Source organism: Formosa undariae, assembly GCF_042427615.1.
GTDB lineage: Bacteria > Bacteroidota > Bacteroidia > Flavobacteriales > Flavobacteriaceae > Formosa > Formosa undariae.
This window is the reverse complement of sequence record NZ_JBHMEZ010000003.1, coordinates 117,902-134,956: the sequence shown is the minus strand read 5'-3', so window position 1 is coordinate 134,956 and position 17,055 is coordinate 117,902. Positions and strand designations below refer to the sequence as shown.

Annotated in this window: 13 protein-coding genes; 12 read left to right on the top strand and 1 reads right to left on the bottom strand. The window is 33.6% G+C overall.

Features of this window, described 5'->3' with window-relative positions; genetic code table 11:
* The first annotated feature begins 1 nt into the window (after position 1).
* From ACFFVB_RS04010 to ACFFVB_RS03975, 8 genes are all read left to right on the top strand, one after another.
* Positions 2-1,309, top strand: a complete 1,308-nt coding sequence (locus ACFFVB_RS04010; RefSeq protein WP_382381403.1) for a 4Fe-4S dicluster domain-containing protein — start codon at positions 2-4, stop codon at positions 1,307-1,309.
* A 47-nt stretch (positions 1,310-1,356) separates the two neighbouring features.
* Positions 1,357-2,148, top strand: coding sequence for a (Fe-S)-binding protein (locus ACFFVB_RS04005; RefSeq protein WP_382381401.1), 792 nt, complete (start codon positions 1,357-1,359; stop codon positions 2,146-2,148).
* On the top strand, positions 2,148-2,783 hold the full coding sequence (locus tag ACFFVB_RS04000) for a hypothetical protein (protein ID WP_382381399.1): 636 nt from the start codon (positions 2,148-2,150) through the stop codon (positions 2,781-2,783). The genes ACFFVB_RS04005 and ACFFVB_RS04000 overlap by 1 nt, the downstream gene beginning before the upstream one ends.
* Positions 2,784-3,269 (top strand): ABC transporter ATPase, encoded by a 486-nt coding sequence (locus tag ACFFVB_RS03995; RefSeq protein ID WP_382381397.1) that lies wholly within the window; start codon positions 2,784-2,786, stop codon positions 3,267-3,269.
* A 132-nt stretch (positions 3,270-3,401) separates the two neighbouring features.
* Positions 3,402-4,625 (top strand): phosphoserine phosphatase SerB, encoded by a 1,224-nt coding sequence (gene serB, locus ACFFVB_RS03990; RefSeq protein ID WP_382381395.1) that lies wholly within the window; start codon positions 3,402-3,404, stop codon positions 4,623-4,625.
* Between the two features lie 279 nt (positions 4,626-4,904).
* Positions 4,905-7,826 carry a serine hydrolase domain-containing protein gene (locus ACFFVB_RS03985; protein ID WP_382381393.1) on the top strand — a complete coding sequence of 974 codons (2,922 nt, stop codon included), beginning with the start codon at positions 4,905-4,907 and terminating at the stop codon, positions 7,824-7,826.
* 2 nt (positions 7,827-7,828) lie between these two features.
* Positions 7,829-8,965 carry an N-acetyl-alpha-D-glucosaminyl L-malate synthase BshA gene (gene bshA, locus ACFFVB_RS03980; protein WP_382381391.1) on the top strand — a complete coding sequence of 379 codons (1,137 nt, stop codon included), beginning with the start codon at positions 7,829-7,831 and terminating at the stop codon, positions 8,963-8,965.
* 178 nt (positions 8,966-9,143) lie between these two features.
* A complete protein-coding gene (locus ACFFVB_RS03975) occupies positions 9,144-12,074 on the top strand; it encodes an FAD-binding and (Fe-S)-binding domain-containing protein (protein ID WP_382381389.1) in 2,931 nt (976 codons plus the stop codon).
* Here the strand turns inward: ACFFVB_RS03975 and ACFFVB_RS03970 are convergent.
* Positions 12,066-12,929, bottom strand: a complete 864-nt coding sequence (locus ACFFVB_RS03970) for a UDP-2,3-diacylglucosamine diphosphatase (RefSeq protein WP_382381387.1) — start codon at positions 12,927-12,929, stop codon at positions 12,066-12,068. The genes ACFFVB_RS03975 and ACFFVB_RS03970 overlap by 9 nt on opposite strands.
* 200 nt (positions 12,930-13,129) lie before the next feature.
* Between ACFFVB_RS03970 and aroC the strand changes: the two genes are divergently transcribed.
* The 4 genes from aroC (at position 13,130) to ACFFVB_RS03950 (ending at position 17,016) form a co-directional block, all read left to right on the top strand.
* Positions 13,130-14,191, top strand: coding sequence for a chorismate synthase (aroC, locus tag ACFFVB_RS03965; RefSeq protein ID WP_382381385.1), 1,062 nt, complete (start codon positions 13,130-13,132; stop codon positions 14,189-14,191).
* A 145-nt stretch (positions 14,192-14,336) separates the two neighbouring features.
* On the top strand, positions 14,337-15,644 hold the full coding sequence (locus ACFFVB_RS03960; protein ID WP_382381383.1) for a dicarboxylate/amino acid:cation symporter: 1,308 nt from the start codon (positions 14,337-14,339) through the stop codon (positions 15,642-15,644).
* Between the two features lie 188 nt (positions 15,645-15,832).
* Entirely contained in the window at positions 15,833-16,396 is a 564-nt protein-coding gene (locus ACFFVB_RS03955) for a TetR/AcrR family transcriptional regulator (protein ID WP_382381381.1), read from the top strand.
* 62 nt (positions 16,397-16,458) lie between these two features.
* Entirely contained in the window at positions 16,459-17,016 is a 558-nt protein-coding gene (locus ACFFVB_RS03950; RefSeq protein WP_382381379.1) for a carboxymuconolactone decarboxylase family protein, read from the top strand.
* Positions 17,017-17,055: the final 39 nt, after the last annotated feature.

Sequence of the window (17,055 nt, the reverse complement as noted above, 5' to 3'; positions counted from 1 at the left end):
TATGAGCTTCATTCCTAACATATTATTTGCAATACTTTTAATTGTCGGAATCGGTTATTTTACGAAAAACGTAAAGAAATTAATCCGAAATATTAATCTTGGTCAAGATGTCGATGTTAGTGATAATAAATCACAACGTTGGAAAAACATGGCCATGATTGCTCTTGGGCAGAGTAAGATGGTTACGCGACCAATTGCAGGTTTTTTACACGTTATTGTATATGTAGGATTTGTAGTTATTAATATTGAGGTTTTAGAAATTATTATTGATGGTCTTTTTGGCACGCATAGGATATTCTCTTCTTTAGGTCATTTTTACGGTATTCTAATTGGTACTTTCGAGGTTCTAGCATTTTTAGTATTCGTATCTGTAATTATATTTTGGATGCGACGAAATGTTATTAAGTTACAGCGATTCTGGAAACCTGAAATGAAAGGTTGGCCAAAAAATGATGGAAACATTATTTTATATATCGAAATGGTGCTAATGCTATTGTTTCTTGTTATGAATGCCACCGATGTGCATTTTCAAGCCATGAATAGCGGAAATGTAATCAGTCAGTTTATTGCACCTTTATTTAGTAATCTTTCAGAGTCAACATTGCATGGTATTGAAAGAGGAGCATGGTGGCTACATATTACTGGTATTTTAGCATTCTTAAATTATTTATATTTCTCTAAACATTTACATATTCTTTTAGCATTTCCAAACACGTATTATGGAAAAACAAAACCTAAAGGACAACTTGATAATCTTGAAGCTGTAACTAAAGAGGTTATGTTAATGATGGATCCTAATGCCGACCCATTTGCTACTCCTGATGAAAATGCTGCAGAAGAAGAGGTGGTTAAATTTGGAGCTAGCGATGTTCAGGATTTAAATTGGGTACAATTGTTAAATGCGTATACATGTACTGAATGCGGACGTTGTACTAGTGAATGTCCTGCCAACCAAACAGGAAAAAAATTATCGCCTCGTAAAATCATGATGGATACGAGAGATCGCTTGGAAGAAGTAGGTAAGAATATAGATGCTAATAATGGTGTCTTTACCGACGACGGAAAACAATTATTAGGCGATTATATTACTAACGAAGAATTATGGGCATGCACATCGTGTAATGCTTGTGTAGAAGCCTGCCCGATTAGTATCGATCCGTTATCGATAATTATTGAAATGAGACGTTATTTAGTTATGGAACAGTCTGCTGCTCCTGTAGAATTAAATAACATGATGACAAACATAGAAAATAACGGTGCCCCTTGGCCTTACAATCAAATGGACCGTTTAAACTGGAAAGACGAATAAGTGTATTATGCTTAAAGTTAACACATACATTAAATCAGAATAGAAAAATGAGCGAATTACTAAAAGTGCCTACTATGGCAGAATATATGGCTCAAGGTAAGCAACCAGATGTTTTATTTTGGGTAGGCTGTGCCGGAAGTTTTGATGATAGAGCAAAAAAAATCACCAAAGCATTTGTGAAACTACTAAATAAAGCGAATGTTGATTTTGCGGTTTTAGGTACAGAAGAAAGTTGTACTGGAGATCCTGCAAAACGTGCAGGAAACGAGTTTTTATTTCAAATGCAAGCGGTTACAAATATCGAAGTTTTAAATGCTTACGAGGTTAAAAAAATCGTTACTGCATGTCCGCATTGCTTTAATACCATCAAAAATGAATATCCTCAATTAGGTGGAAACTATGAGGTTATGCACCATACGCAGTTTTTAAAATCTTTATTAGAAGAAGGTAAATTAAGTATTGAAGGTGGTCAATATAAAGGTAAACGTATTACATTCCACGATCCATGTTATTTAGGTCGTGCAAATAACGTTTATGAGGCACCTCGGGATTTAATTAGAAAACTAGAAGCCGAGTTGGTCGAGATGAAAAATTGCAAAAGCAAAGGTTTATGTTGCGGAGCAGGTGGAGCGCAAATGTTTAAAGATGCCGAAAAAGGGGATAAAGAAGTCAATGTGGAGCGCACAGAACAGGCTATAGAAGTTAAGCCTGATATTATTGCAGCAGGATGTCCGTTTTGCAACACCATGATGACTGATGGAGTAAAAGCAAAAGACAAAGAAGCTGAAGTAGAGGTTATGGATATCGCCGAGCTTATTGCAAATGCACAAGATTTATAATGAGAAACATCGTTGCATTATTAATAGTCGGTTTTGTGTCTTGTGTTTCTTTTGCGCAAGAACTAACTAAAGACGAACTCATTCAAAAAATTTCAGACGACACTTGTGTATGTATGGCTGCTAAAGATTTTAATTTAGCTACTGTGGATAAATCAACTATAGAAATGACTTTCGGGCTTTGTGTTATGGAGAGTTATGGTAAATACCCAGAAGCTGTTTCCGCATTAAATGTTTCCTTTGAAGATGATAAATCTTTAGAAAAATTAGGTGAGTTAATTGCGCTTAGAATGATGAATAGTTGTCCGGATGTTATGTCTTTACTTGTAGGGAATTACATGGACGAAATAGAATCAGATGCTAATATTAACGCAGAAGAATATGCTTTAGATAACATGGAGTTTTCTAAGTTAGAGCGTGATCAACTTTTCAATGTCATTCGTTTTAAAGATGCTTCAAGCGGAAGATCATATAGTTTTTTATGGTTAACGTATTTTGAAGGGTCACAATATTTACAAGACACAAAAAAAATAAAGAAAACAAACTTTAGTATTCAATATAAAGAACAAGATTTTTATGATTCAAAAATTGAAGACTATCGCAATTTTAAAATAATAACTAAGTTAACAGCACAATAAATGTTAGTAGATTTTAATACATTACCAGAAACTTCAAAGGTTTGGATTTATCAAGCAAATCGTTCATTTAATGATCAAGAATTAGAAGAGATAAAATCTAAATTAGATGTCTTTATAGAAAATTGGACGGCTCATGGTGCCGATTTAAATGCGGGATACGATATTAAATATAAGCGTTTTATTATTCTTGGTTTAAATCAAGAAGTTAATAATGCTACAGGATGTTCTGTAGATGCTTCTGTACATTTTATTCAGCAATTAGAAAAAGACTACAATGTCGATTTATTGGATAAAATGAATGTGTCTTACAAACAAGGAGAATTTGTAGCCTATAAAACCTTAACCGAATTTAGAAAAATGGCTAAGGATAAAGCGGTGTCAAAAAACACAATTGTTTTTAATAATTTAGTGACAAATATTGCAGAATATAACGAAAATTGGGAAGTTCCTGCTAGCGACAGTTGGCACAACAGGTTTCTTAAATAATCTTCACTAAAAGTTTAAAATGTGATAGCTGTTTAACGCTTAATTTAAAACTTAAAGAATCTATTAATTAATTCAATAAGGTCTTTAAAACCAAAAGACTTTAAATTTTCATTTTAAAAACCAAACGATATTATGAATAATGAGATTTTCTTATTAAACATTTCGGGGCAAGATAAGCCAGGATTAACATCAAGTTTAACAGGTGTTTTAGCGCAATATGGTGCTAAAGTTCTAGATATTGGACAAGCCAATATTCACGATACACTGTCTTTGGGTATTCTGTTTGAAATAAAATCGAAGAAAAAATCGGCTGCTGTTTTAAAAGATTTATTATTTAAGGCATACGAACTAGGAATTACAGCCAAGTTTACACCTATTACTTTAGATGATTATGAAAATTGGGTAACGCTTCAAGGTAAGGATCGTTATATTATAACCATTTTAGGAGAAAAATTGGCGGCAGAGCAAATTTCGGAAGTCACGAAAGTGATTTCTGAAAAGAATTTAAACATCGATGCGATAAAACGTCTTACTGGTCGTTTGTCTTTAGTTAAAGAGGAGGAATATCCTAGAGCTTCTATTCAATTATCGATTAGAGGAGAAATTAAAGATAAGTCCGATATTACAGCAAAGTTTATGGAAATTTCTCGTGAACTAGATGTAGATATTGCATTTCAAGAAGATAATATTTATCGACGCAACAGACGTTTGGTGTGTTTTGATATGGATTCTACTTTGATTCAGACAGAAGTAATTGATGAATTAGCAGAACTTGCTGGCGTTGGAGCAGAAGTTAAAGCTATTACGGAATCTGCGATGCAAGGTGAAATTGATTTTAATGAAAGTTTTAAAAAACGTATGAAACTTTTGGAAGGATTAAGCGAAGATGTATTGCAACAAGTCGCTGTAAATTTACCGATTACCAAAGGTGCGAGACGTCTTATTGATACACTTAAAAAATACGGATTTAAAACAGCCATTCTATCAGGTGGATTTACGTATTTCGGACATTATTTACAAAAAGAATTGGGTATCGATTATGTATACGCGAATCAATTAGAAATAAAAGATGGTAAACTTACTGGTGGTTATCTTGGTGATATTGTAGACGGAAATAAAAAAGCAGAGTATTTAAAAGAAATCGCAATTAAAGAAGGCATCGATATCGCTCAAACAATTGCTGTAGGAGATGGTGCTAACGATTTACCAATGCTTAATCTTGCTGGCTTAGGTATTGCTTTCCATGCAAAACCTAAGGTAAAAGACAATGCACAAAGTTCTATTTCGAGTATTGGTCTAGATGGTGTTTTATATTTATTAGGATATCATGATAGATATATTGATTTAGTAGAATAACTTCAGATTATATAAATTATAAAAAAGCTTCATTCAATTTATTTTGAATGAAGCTTTTTGTTTTAAGACTTTAATCACTTATAAATTAAAAGTAAGGATTGTATATCAGTAACTTAAGGTTGTATAAATATCTAATCTGGATTTTTAATACGTCAGATTTTCAACTGTTAATTAAATCTTTATAAATCTATCATAAAGTCTTTTTAACTTCATTTTAAATATGGTATTTTGCCTTAATATTTACCCTCAAGAATATATTTACATTCAAACAGAATTTTCATGCGCAATATTTTATATATCTCTCTCATAATTTTTAGTATCAACTTTTCATTTGGTCAAAATTCTACAAATCCTTTAGTCACAAAGGACGCTATAGCTCAACAAAAATGGGTAGATAGTGTGTATACAAAATTAACACTCAAAGAACGTATTGGTCAGTTATTTATGGTTCGTGCCATGACATCTGCAAATACAAGAGATGTTACGGCTGTTAAAAACCTAATTAAAAACAACCACATCGGAGGTATTATCTATTCAAAAGGTGGTCCTGTAAAACTGGCTAAGCTTAATAACAGCTATCAAGGGATGTCTAAAGTACCCATGTTAATTGGTATGGATGCAGAGTGGGGATTGAGCATGCGTCTTGATTCGACTTACGCATTTCCTTGGAATATGACTTTAGGAGCAATTAAGGACAAGGCTTTAGTAGAGCAAGCAGGAAAACATATCGGAGAACATTGTAAGCGTCTGGGGATTCATTTTAATTTTGGTCCTGATGTAGATATTAATACAAATCCGAAAAACCCAATTATTGGAAACCGTTCTTTTGGTGAAGATCGGGATGAAGTTACAGAGCATGCCGTAGCCTTTATGAAAGGATTGCAAAGCGCAGGTGTCATGGCAACAGGAAAACATTTTCCTGGTCACGGAGATACCGAAACAGATTCTCATAAAGCATTACCAACAATAACTTTTTCTGAAAAACGAATTGATTCTATTGAGTTATATCCGTATAAGAAAATGATTAAAAATGGCATGGAAAGCGTAATGGTAGCGCATTTAAATGTTCCGAGTTTAGAATCTAGACCCGATTTTCCATCATCTTTATCGAAAGCGATTATAACCGATTTATTAAAAGATAAGATGGGATTTGAAGGTTTAATCTTCACCGATGCTTTAGAGATGAAAGGGGTTGCAAATTTTAGTAGTCCTGGAGATATCGATTTGGCTGCGTTCTTAGCAGGAAATGACATTTTATTAATTTCTGAAGATGTGCCAAAAGCAATGGCTAAAATCACTGAAGCGTATAATAACAAAACAATTACTGAAGAACGTTTAGCATATTCTGTAAAGAAAATTCTAATGTCTAAGTATAAGGTCGGCTTAAATAAATACAAACCCATAGAATTAGCCAATTTGGTTAACGATTTAAATAGACTTGAAGATGATATTCTAAATGAAGAGTTATTTGAAAATGCCATTACAGTTGTAAAAAACGATAAGGACATTTTACCTCTTCGCGATTTAGACAAAAAATCAATTGCCTATATAAAATTGGGAGACGATAGTGGAACACCATTTTTAAACGAATTAAAAAAATATACGAAAGTCCACGAAGTGAGGTCGGATGCTTACGAGTTTGTGAAAAATAAATTAGATAGTTATAATACGGTTATTGTTGGTTTACATCGCTCGAATGCTAATCCTTGGAAAAGTTATAGTTTTACGTCTCAGGAAATACAGCTTCTAGATAGTATTGCTAAAAACCATACTGTTATTTTAGATGTATTTGTTAAACCATATGCTTTATTAGATTTACCTTCTGTAGAAAATATTGAAGGCATTATGGTAAGTTACCAGAACAGCGTTGTGTCTCAGGAAAAATCGGCTCAAATTATTTTTGGAGCACTTGCCGCTAAAGGAAAATTACCTGTTTCGGTTGGTAATGGTTTACACGTGGGAGATGGTATTAGTATCAATTCCATTTCACGATTGGGATATACGGTTCCTGAGCGTGTGGGAATCGATTCGAAGAAATTACATAAAATAGATGCTGTTGCACAACGTGCGGTAGATGACCATATGACGCCAGGGATACAGCTTCTAGTGGCTAGAAAAGGAAAGGTGATTTACAATCAGAACTTTGGAAAACATACTTACGAAAAAGACTCGGAACCTGTAAAATTTAATGATGTTTATGATGTTGCTTCATTAACCAAAATTTTATCTAGTCTGCCTTTATTGATGGAAATTGTTGAACAGGATGACGAAATTTCAATAAATTCAAAACTTTCAAACTTATTACCAGAGTATGTCGGATCTAATAAAGAGAATATTACGCTTAAGGAAATGTTATCGCATTATGCCCGATTAAAACCCTGGATCCCTTTTTATGTTGCAACACTTGACTCGGCTAAACAGCCGAGTTCTGAATATTATAGCAATGCCCCAAGTGAGCTTTTTAATATTAAAGTGGCGAATAATATTTATTTAAAACGCGATTATCCGGATACGATTCAGAAGATTATAAAAGAAACAGATTTATTAACTAAGACGGGATATCGCTACAGTGACTTGCCTTATTATATTTTAAAGAAATTTATTGAAGTTTATTACGACAGAACATTAGATTACCTGATTCAAACTAAATTTTATGAGCCATTAGGGATGAATTTATCAACCTATAACCCATATTTAAAGTTTCCTATGAAAGACATAGTACCGACCGAAAATGATACGTATTACAGACATCAAGTCGTGCAGGGGTATGTTCACGATATGGGAGCTGCTATGCAGAATGGTATTGGCGGTCATGCAGGTGTATTTAGTAACGCCAATGATATTGCTAAAATTATGCAGATGTATTTGCAAAAAGGATTTTATGGTGATAAACGTTTTCTAAAGCCTGAAACAATAGATATGTTTAATAAAACATACTATTCTAGTAAAGGAAACCGACGTGGTTTAGGGTTCGATAAACCGCAATTAGGAAAAAGTGGACCAACTTGTGGATGTGTATCTATGAAAAGTTTTGGTCATTCTGGCTTTACAGGAACGTATACTTGGGCAGATCCAGATGAAGAATTAGTGTATGTGTTTTTGGCAAATAGAACGTATCCGTCTGCCGAAATTAACATGTTATTACGAGAGAATATTAGAACCGATATTCAGGAACTTATTTACGAAGCAATTATAAAATAAAAATGATAATAGGACTTGTTTGTTATCCAACATTTGGAGGGAGTGGCGTAGTTGCAACAGAATTAGGATTAGAGTTAGCAAAACGCGGACACGAAATACATTTTATTACTTATAATCAGCCAGTACGGTTGGATCTATTAGGTAACAAAGTGCATTTTCACGAAGTTAATGTACCCGAATATCCTTTATTTCATTATCAACCCTATGAGTTGGCGTTATCTAGTAAATTAGTAGATACCGTAAAACTTCATAAAATAGAAGTGCTACATGTACATTATGCTATACCTCACGCGTATGCAGCTTATATGGCTAAAAAAATGTTACAAGAAGAAGGTATTCATCTTCCAATTGTAACCACACTTCACGGTACAGATATAACATTGGTTGGTAGTCATCCCTTTTATAAATCGGCAGTTACTTTTAGTATCAATAAGTCGGATGCGGTTACAGCGGTTTCTGAAAGTTTAAAGTATGACACCTTTAGATTATTTGATATTAAAAATGAGATCCATGTGATTACCAATTTTATTGATATTGAAAAATATAAACACAGTTATACCGATTGTCAGCGTGGTATGATGGCGCCAGATAACGAAAAAATTATTACGCACATTAGTAATTTAAGACCCGTAAAACGGATAACAGATGTGATTAAAGTTTTCTATAATATTCAGAAAGAAATCCCTGCTAAACTGATGTTAATTGGTGAAGGTCCTGATAAGGAAAAAGCTGAAAATTTATGTCAGGAATTAGGTATATCAGATAAAGTTGTATTCTTTGGCCGTAGTAACGAGATAGATAAAATTTTATGTTTCTCTGATTTGTTTCTTCTACCATCGGAAACAGAAAGTTTTGGACTAGCTGCTTTAGAAGCAATGGCTTCTGGGGTTCCTGTAATTTCTAGTAATACAGGAGGTATTCCTGAAGTGAATATTAATGGTATTACTGGGTTTTTAAGTAACGTTGGTGATGTAGAAGATATGAGTGCAAATGCGATTCATATATTAAGTGACGAAGCACGATTACAACAGTTTAAGCATAATGCAAAAGAGCGTTCTTACCTATTCGATTTGCATAATATCGTACCTCAATACGAGAAAATATACGAACAAACTATTGTGAACGGTCTTCAGAATTAGTTAAATTATTTTACATATAAATAGTATAGAAACACTTCAGGTTTAGTTATAATCTGAAGTGTTTTAGGTTTAAAACGATACCCTTTTTTAAGATTGAATGGGATACTCTTGCTCATTTTATCAACTATCATTACATTTATTTGATTCCGGAACTCGGAGCATTTTATTTCAGACTATTATGATCAAATCTGTTTTTTCTCATTTACAAGCTTTACACAATACCTTAGATGGCGAATTGTTTTACGACGATTTAATGAAGTCTATCTACGCTACAGACGCCTCAGTATACAGACGATTACCTCTAGCAGTAGCTTACCCGAAACATGATGCAGATTTAAAAGTTTTAATAGCCTTTGCTAATTCTAATGATATAACATTAATTCCAAGAACTGCGGGGACGTCTTTAGCTGGTCAATGTGTTGGCGATGGTATTATTGTAGATGTTTCTAAACATTTTACAGAAATTATATCTATAAATAAAGATGCCAGAACGGTTACGGTACAACCCGGAATTGTTAGGGATTTTTTAAACCTTCAATTAAAACCGTATGGTTTGTTTTTTGCACCAGATACGTCAACCTCTAATCGTTGTATGATTGGTGGTATGGTGGGGAATAACTCGTCGGGGACTACATCTATTCAATATGGTGTAACTCGAGATAAGGTAATAGAATTAAAAACCATTTTAAGTGATGGAAGCGATGCTGTCTTTGGGAATCTAACACCAGAAGAGTTTCTGAAGAAAACGGCATTATCAAATTTAGAAGGTCGATTATACAATACCATTTTCAACGAATTAAAATTAGATACGGTTCGATCTCAAATCCATAAGGAGTTTCCAAAACCTGAAATTCATCGCAGAAATACAGGATATGCAATCGATAAATTGGTAGATTGTTCTGTTTTTAAAGAGTCTTCAAAGCCTTTTAACATGTGTAATTTGTTAGCAGGTAGCGAAGGTACTTTGGCTTTTTCAACAGAAATCACTCTGAAATTAGATGTTTTGCCACCAACAGAACGTGTTATGGTAGCTGCGCATTTTAAAAGTGTTGAAGATGCATTAGTCGCTACAACGACGTGTATGCAGCACCATTTGTATTTGTGCGAGATGATGGATAAAACCATATTAGATTGTACTAAAAACAACTTAAAACAGCAGGAAAACAGGCAATTTGTGGTTGGAGACCCAGAGGCTATTTTAATGTGTGAATTAAAAAGTAATTCTATAACCGATGTTAAACTTCAGGCAGAAGCTCTAGTAAACGCATTACAGGTAGAAGGTTTAAGTTATGCGAATGCTGTTTTACTTGACGATGATATCGATAAAGCTATTGAATTGCGAAAAGCGGGTTTAGGACTTTTGGGAAATATTATCGGAGACAAGAAATCGGCGGCATGTATTGAAGATACTGCGGTAGCACTTCCAGATTTTGCTAATTATATAAATGAATTTACGGCTTTAATGAAGGGGTATAATCAGAAAGCCATTTATTACGCACACGCCGGAGCAGGAGAATTACATTTACGTCCCATATTAAACCTTAAGCTTAGTAAAGATGTCGTTTTATTTCGTAAAATAACAACCGATGTTGCGCATTTAGTTAAGAAATATGGTGGTTCTATGTCAGGTGAACACGGAGATGGAATTGTACGAGCTGAATTTATTCCGTTAATGATTGGGGAAGCGAACTATGACATAATTAGACGAATTAAAACCGTTTTCGATCCTAAAAACATATTCAATGCGGGAAAGATTGTAGATGCTTTTCCAATGGATGAAGGGTTGCGCTATGTTCCCGATCGTAAAGAACCTGAAATAAAAACGTTGATGGATTTCTCAGCTTCAGAAGGAATCCTGAGACAAGCAGAAAAATGTAATGGGAGTGGAGATTGCAGAAAACCACCTGAATTAGGAGGAACTATGTGTCCGAGTTATCGCGCGACTCGAAACGAGAAAGATTCTACACGTGCTAGAGCAAATGCACTTCGTGAATTTTTAACTAATACTGGAGCTGATAAAAATCCGTTTAATCACGAGGAATTAAAAGATATTTTAGATTTATGTTTAAGTTGTAAAGCATGCCTGAACGAATGTCCAAGTACCGTAGATATTTCTACTATGAAAGCTGAATTTTTATACCAGTATCAAAAAGAAAATGGTTTCAGTTTACGCTCAAAATTATTCGCCCATAACAATAAGATTAACGAATTGTCGACTCATGTCTCTGGTATTACGAACTTCTTTTTTACAACCAAATTTACGTCAGATATCATTAAAAAAACGTTTGGTATTGCTGAAAAACGAAGCATGCCTTTAGTTTCATCTAAAAGTTTAAATAAATATATTCAGAATACTGATAATAAAGTAGTTGTTGAAAAGTATATAAAATCTATTTATTTTTTTGTAGACGAGTTCACGAACCTTTTAGATACGCAAATAGGTTTAGATGCTATAGCCTTATTACGAGGGTTGAATTATGAATTAAGGTTTGTAAAACATGATGAATCTGGTCGTGCGCTAATATCTAAAGGCTTTTTAGATCACGCTAAAGTTTGTGCGACTAACAATGTAAATATATATAAAGATTTAATCTCAAAAGAAGCGCCTTTAATAGGGGTAGAGCCATCTGCAATATTTACATTTAAAGATGAATATCTCATGTTGGCTGAAGATAAAGAAGGCGCACGCAAAATTGCTAAACACACATTTTTAATTGAAGATTTTCTGTTTTCAGAAATGGAAAAAGGTCACATTCGTGCGAGTCAATTTAAAACAGATGAAAAAACAATCAAGATTCATTCCCATTGTCATCAAAAGGCAATGAGCAATCAGTTATCTACGTTTAAAATATTAAACCTGCCAGTAAATTATAAAGCGACAATTATTCCAAGTGGGTGTTGTGGTATGGCCGGTAGCTTTGGCTACGAAAAAGAACATTATGAGGTCAGTATGGCCGTTGGTGAGCAAACTTTATTTCCTGCGATACGAAAAGCAAAGGAACAAGTTGTTATTGCTGCAAATGGTACAAGTTGTCGACACCAAATTAAGGATGGTACAAATCGCGAAGCGCTTCATCCAGTGACTATTTTAAGACGAGCTTTACTCTGATTTTTTCTTTTTAGATTTCTTCTTCTTTTTGTCTACTATAGTTATAGCAGCTATTAGATCTTGCATGTCCATGTCTTTTAAGTCTTCATCTACAAAAAACGGAGATAGTTTGTCGTAGTTATAGTTGTAAATTTTCCAACGCTTAAATTGATATTCTAAAGCCGTGAAGTTTTCTACCCAATCTCCAGAATTTAAATACATGGTTTTCCCAATCTTATTTTCTTTAATGAGCATTTTTGGTTGGTGTATATGTCCGCAAATCACATAGTCATAGCCTTGCTCTATGGCTAGATCTGTGGCTACTTTTTCGAAATCACTAATATATTTAATAGCACCTTTTACACCGTTTTTTATACGTTTAGAGATCGAATATTTTTCTTTCCCCATTTTAGATAACCCCCAATTTACCATTTGATTGATTAAGATTAAAAAGTCATAGCCATAGCCACCCAGTTTAGCTAGCCATTTCGCATTCTGTATAGAAACATCGAAAATATCGCCATGAAAAAACCAAGCGCTTTTCCCGTTTAACTCGGTAACATATTTATCGACTATAGAAAAATTACCGATTTTAGCTCCGCTAAAGCGTCTAAGCATTTCGTCGTGGTTTCCAGTGATGTAAATCACCTCTACACCGTCTGAAGCCATATCCATTATTTTTTTGATGACTTGCATATGCGATTTAGGAAAATAACGCTTATTAAATTGCCAAACATCAATGATATCGCCATTTAAAATTAATGTCTTTGGATCTATGCTATTTAGGTAAGAATAAAGTTCTTTGGCATGGCATCCAAATGTTCCTAAATGCACATCTGATATAACGGCAACCTCAATTTTTCTTTTGATTTTCAACTAATTTAAGGGATTTAAATATTGTTTTAAACAAATAACATAAACACATGTTACTTTAACTTAAACTCCTAATTAATTAATAAATAGGTTTTTGTAAAATTAATGTTACCTATATGATGATAGATAATTTTGCAATTCCTGCCATTCTATTTTATTATTCATAATAATACAGTTAAATTAGCAAAAAAATACAGGTTGTTATGGCAGGAAATTCCTTCGGAAAAATATTTAAACTCACTACTTTTGGTGAATCGCATGGTATTGCACTAGGTGGTGTAATCGATGGGTGCCCAGCTGGGATTGCAATAGATTTTGATGCCATTCAAAATGAAATGAATCGCAGAAAACCCGGGCAATCTGCAATTGTTACTCAACGAAAAGAACCAGATGAAGTTAAATTTTTATCAGGTATTTTTGAAGGTAAAACGACCGGAACTTCAATAGGATTTATTATTGAAAACGCAAATCAGAAGTCTCACGATTATTCTCATATAAAAGATTCTTTTCGTCCGTCGCATGCCGATTATGTGTACGAAAAAAAATATGGCATTCGCGATTATAGAGGTGGAGGAAGAAGTTCTGCAAGAGAAACAGCTTGTCGTGTAGTGGCAGGTGCTGTTGCTAAACAATTTTTAAGTCAGATGGAATTTCATGCATTTACATCTTCTGTAGGTGATATATTCATGGAAAAACCATACCAAGATATCGATTTTAAAAACACTGAAAGTAACATCGTACGTTGTCCAGATACAGAAACTGCAGATAAAATGATTTCTAAAATTAAGGAAATTAGAAAATCAGGAGATACAATTGGAGGTACAGTGACTTGTGTGATTAAAAATGTACCTGTCGGTTTAGGCGAACCTGTTTTCGATAAATTACATGCAGAATTAGGAAAAGCCATGTTATCTATTAACGCTGTAAAAGGCTTTGAATACGGCAGCGGATTCTGTGGTGCGAAAATGAAAGGTAGCGAGCATAACGATTTATATAACACAGACGGAACGACTAAAACTAATCTTTCAGGTGGTATTCAAGGTGGTATAAGTAACGGTATGGACATATACTTTAGAGTAGCGTTTAAACCTGTTGCAACTATTATGCAAACGCAGGATACGATCGATAAAGATGGTAATATTGTGAAAATGGAAGGAAAAGGAAGACACGATCCTTGTGTTGTACCAAGAGCCGTACCTATTGTTGAAGCTATGGCAGCATTAGTTTTAGCCGATTACTTTTTACTAGATAAAACCTATCAATAAAATAAATACATACATTTTTTTAAGGTTTTCTATATGAATTCATAAATCGATATCTTGTCGATAAAAATTCTATTAGAAAACCTTTTGTTTTTTTACGCAAACGGCTAACTTAACCAACAATATAAAAAAATACCACATTTTCACTATGAAGAAACTCGCATTGCATTGGCAAATATTATTAGGAATGGTTTTAGGCGTTGTGTTCGCTTTAATTATGACACAATTTGAATGGGGAAGTAAATTTGTTAGCAATTGGATAAAACCTTTCGGAAACATGTTTATTAGTTCGTTAAAATTAATAGCAGTTCCTTTAATATTGGGGTCTTTAATAAAAGGAGTTTCAGATTTAAAAGATATTTCCAAACTGTCTCAAATGGGAGGACGGACTATAGGAACTTATATTATTACAACTTTAATTGCGGTTTCTATCGGTTTAGCTGTTGTAAATATTATTAAGCCAGGTCACTCGATTACAGAAGAAACCAGATTACAATTGGTTGAAAGTTATAAAGGGGATGCCGATTCTAAAATTGCTGCCGCTGCAAAACAAAAGGAAGCAGGACCTTTACAATCATTAGAAGATATTGTGCCAAGTAACATCTTTCTAGCCGCTAGTGATAACGGTAATATGTTACAGGTTATTTTCTTTGCTATATTTTTTGGTGTGGGATTAATCCTTATTCCAGAAGAGCAATCGAAACCAGTTAAAGACTTTTTCGATGGTTTTAATGAAGTTATTTTAAAGCTTATCGATATTATTATGTTGGTGGCACCTTATGGTGTATTCGCGTTATTAGCTGCGTTAATTGTAGAAGCACCTAGTACAGATCTGTTTAAAGCGCTAAGTTGGTATGCCTTGAGTGTTGTTTTAGGATTAGCACTTATGATGATGGTTTATGCTGGAATTGTATACCTTTTTACTAAAAAGACACCAAAATTCTTTTTCAACGGAATTTCTCCTGCACAACTTTTAGCCTTTTCAACAAGTAGTAGTGCGGCAACATTACCGCTTACAATGGAACGTGTTGAAGAACATTTAGGGGTAGAAGAAGAAGTGGCAAGTTTTGTATTACCTATTGGTGCAACTATTAATATGGACGGAACAAGTTTATATCAAGCCGTTGCTGCTGTGTTTATTGCTCAAGCTTTCGGAATGGATTTAAGTTTAAGTGCACAATTAGGAATTATCGCCACAGCTACTTTAGCGTCTATTGGGAGCGCTGCTGTTCCCGGTGCAGGTATGGTAATGTTGGTTATTGTATTGGCTCAAGCTGGTATTCCAGAAGCTGGTTTAGCACTTATTTTTGCGGTAGATAGGCCTTTAGACATGTGTCGTACTACTGTAAATATTACTGGAGATGCCGCTGTTTCCATGATCGTTGCTAAATCTGTAGGGAAACTAGGTGATCCAAAAGAAAAACATTGGGACGATAATTATAAAAAACAAAAATAATTTATAAATTTAACACAATCTACTTGCTTAGAGTGTATTGAATGTGTTTATTTAAACTTTTTGTTAGATTAATTAAGCGTTTTTATCAATACAAATCTCATTAACCTTTCATCTTTATTTCTAAATGAAAGGTTAATTTTTTGGCTATAACTAAACGATTGGTTAGATTTGTACTGTATTTAGAAACAATGGCTAGAAAAAAAGAATATATTGAAGCAGACGTTATCGAAAAAGCGATGAATGTTTTTTGGCGTAATGGTTACGAGACAACGTCTATGCAAATGCTTGAAAAAGAAATGGGCATAAATAAGTTTTCAATTTATTCAAGTTTTGGAAGTAAGCACGGTTTGTTCCTTGAAAGTGTTAAATGTTATAAGAAAAAATTAAATAAACTGATAGGTCTTTTAAAATCTTCGACTAAAGGTTTAGACGGCTTGAAGGATTATTTTATAGACTTTATAGAATTTAGTAAGGATAATGAAATCGGTAAAGGGTGTTTAATTACAAATACAGCGCATGAAGTTAGGGAAGATACAGATGAAAAAATTAAACAGGTTTTAAGTTCTTTTACTAATGAAGTGAGAGACGTATTCAAATCTGTATTAGCACAAGACAAGTCTAAAGACGAGTTAACATTAGAAGCACAAGCCGATTATTTAATAATATCTATGATTGGTTTATCATCTGCTTCAAAATTATTTAATAGAATTCAATTAGATCATTATATAGAACACATTTTTAAAAACGTATAATATTTTTTTATCACATAACTAAATGAATGTTTAGTTATTAATAATACTTAAAATAATAAATTATGACAACATTAAAAATTCAAAATAAAGAAACAGCACCTAACGAAAGCATTGCGTTATTAGAAAAATCTGAAAAAGCTAATGGAATGATTCCTGGTTTACACGGTGTATTGGCAGGGTCTCCTCAGTTATTTGAAGCCTACCAAACTTTACACGAACTATTCTCTAATTCATCTTTTAATAAAGAAGAACTAACTGTTGTTTGGCAAACGATTAACGTTGAGCACGCATGTCATTATTGTGTTCCTGCACACACTGGAATCGCGAAAATGATGAAAGTAGATGATGCGATTACTGAAGCTTTACGTAACGAGACACCTCTAGCAGATGCTAAATTGGAAGCTTTACGTACTTTAACTTTAGCTATGGTTCGTAATCGCGGACATGTGTCTCAAGAAGAATTAGAAGCATTTTATGCTGTAGGTTACGGAGAAAGACAAGTACTAGATATTATTTTAGGTCTATCTCAAAAAGTAATTAGTAATTATACAAACCATATAGCAAATACACCTGTAGATGCGCCATTCAAAAAATTTGCTTGGACTAAAGAAAATAAGTAACCTCCCTAGTTACTATTGATTAATAGCTTGTACACCTTT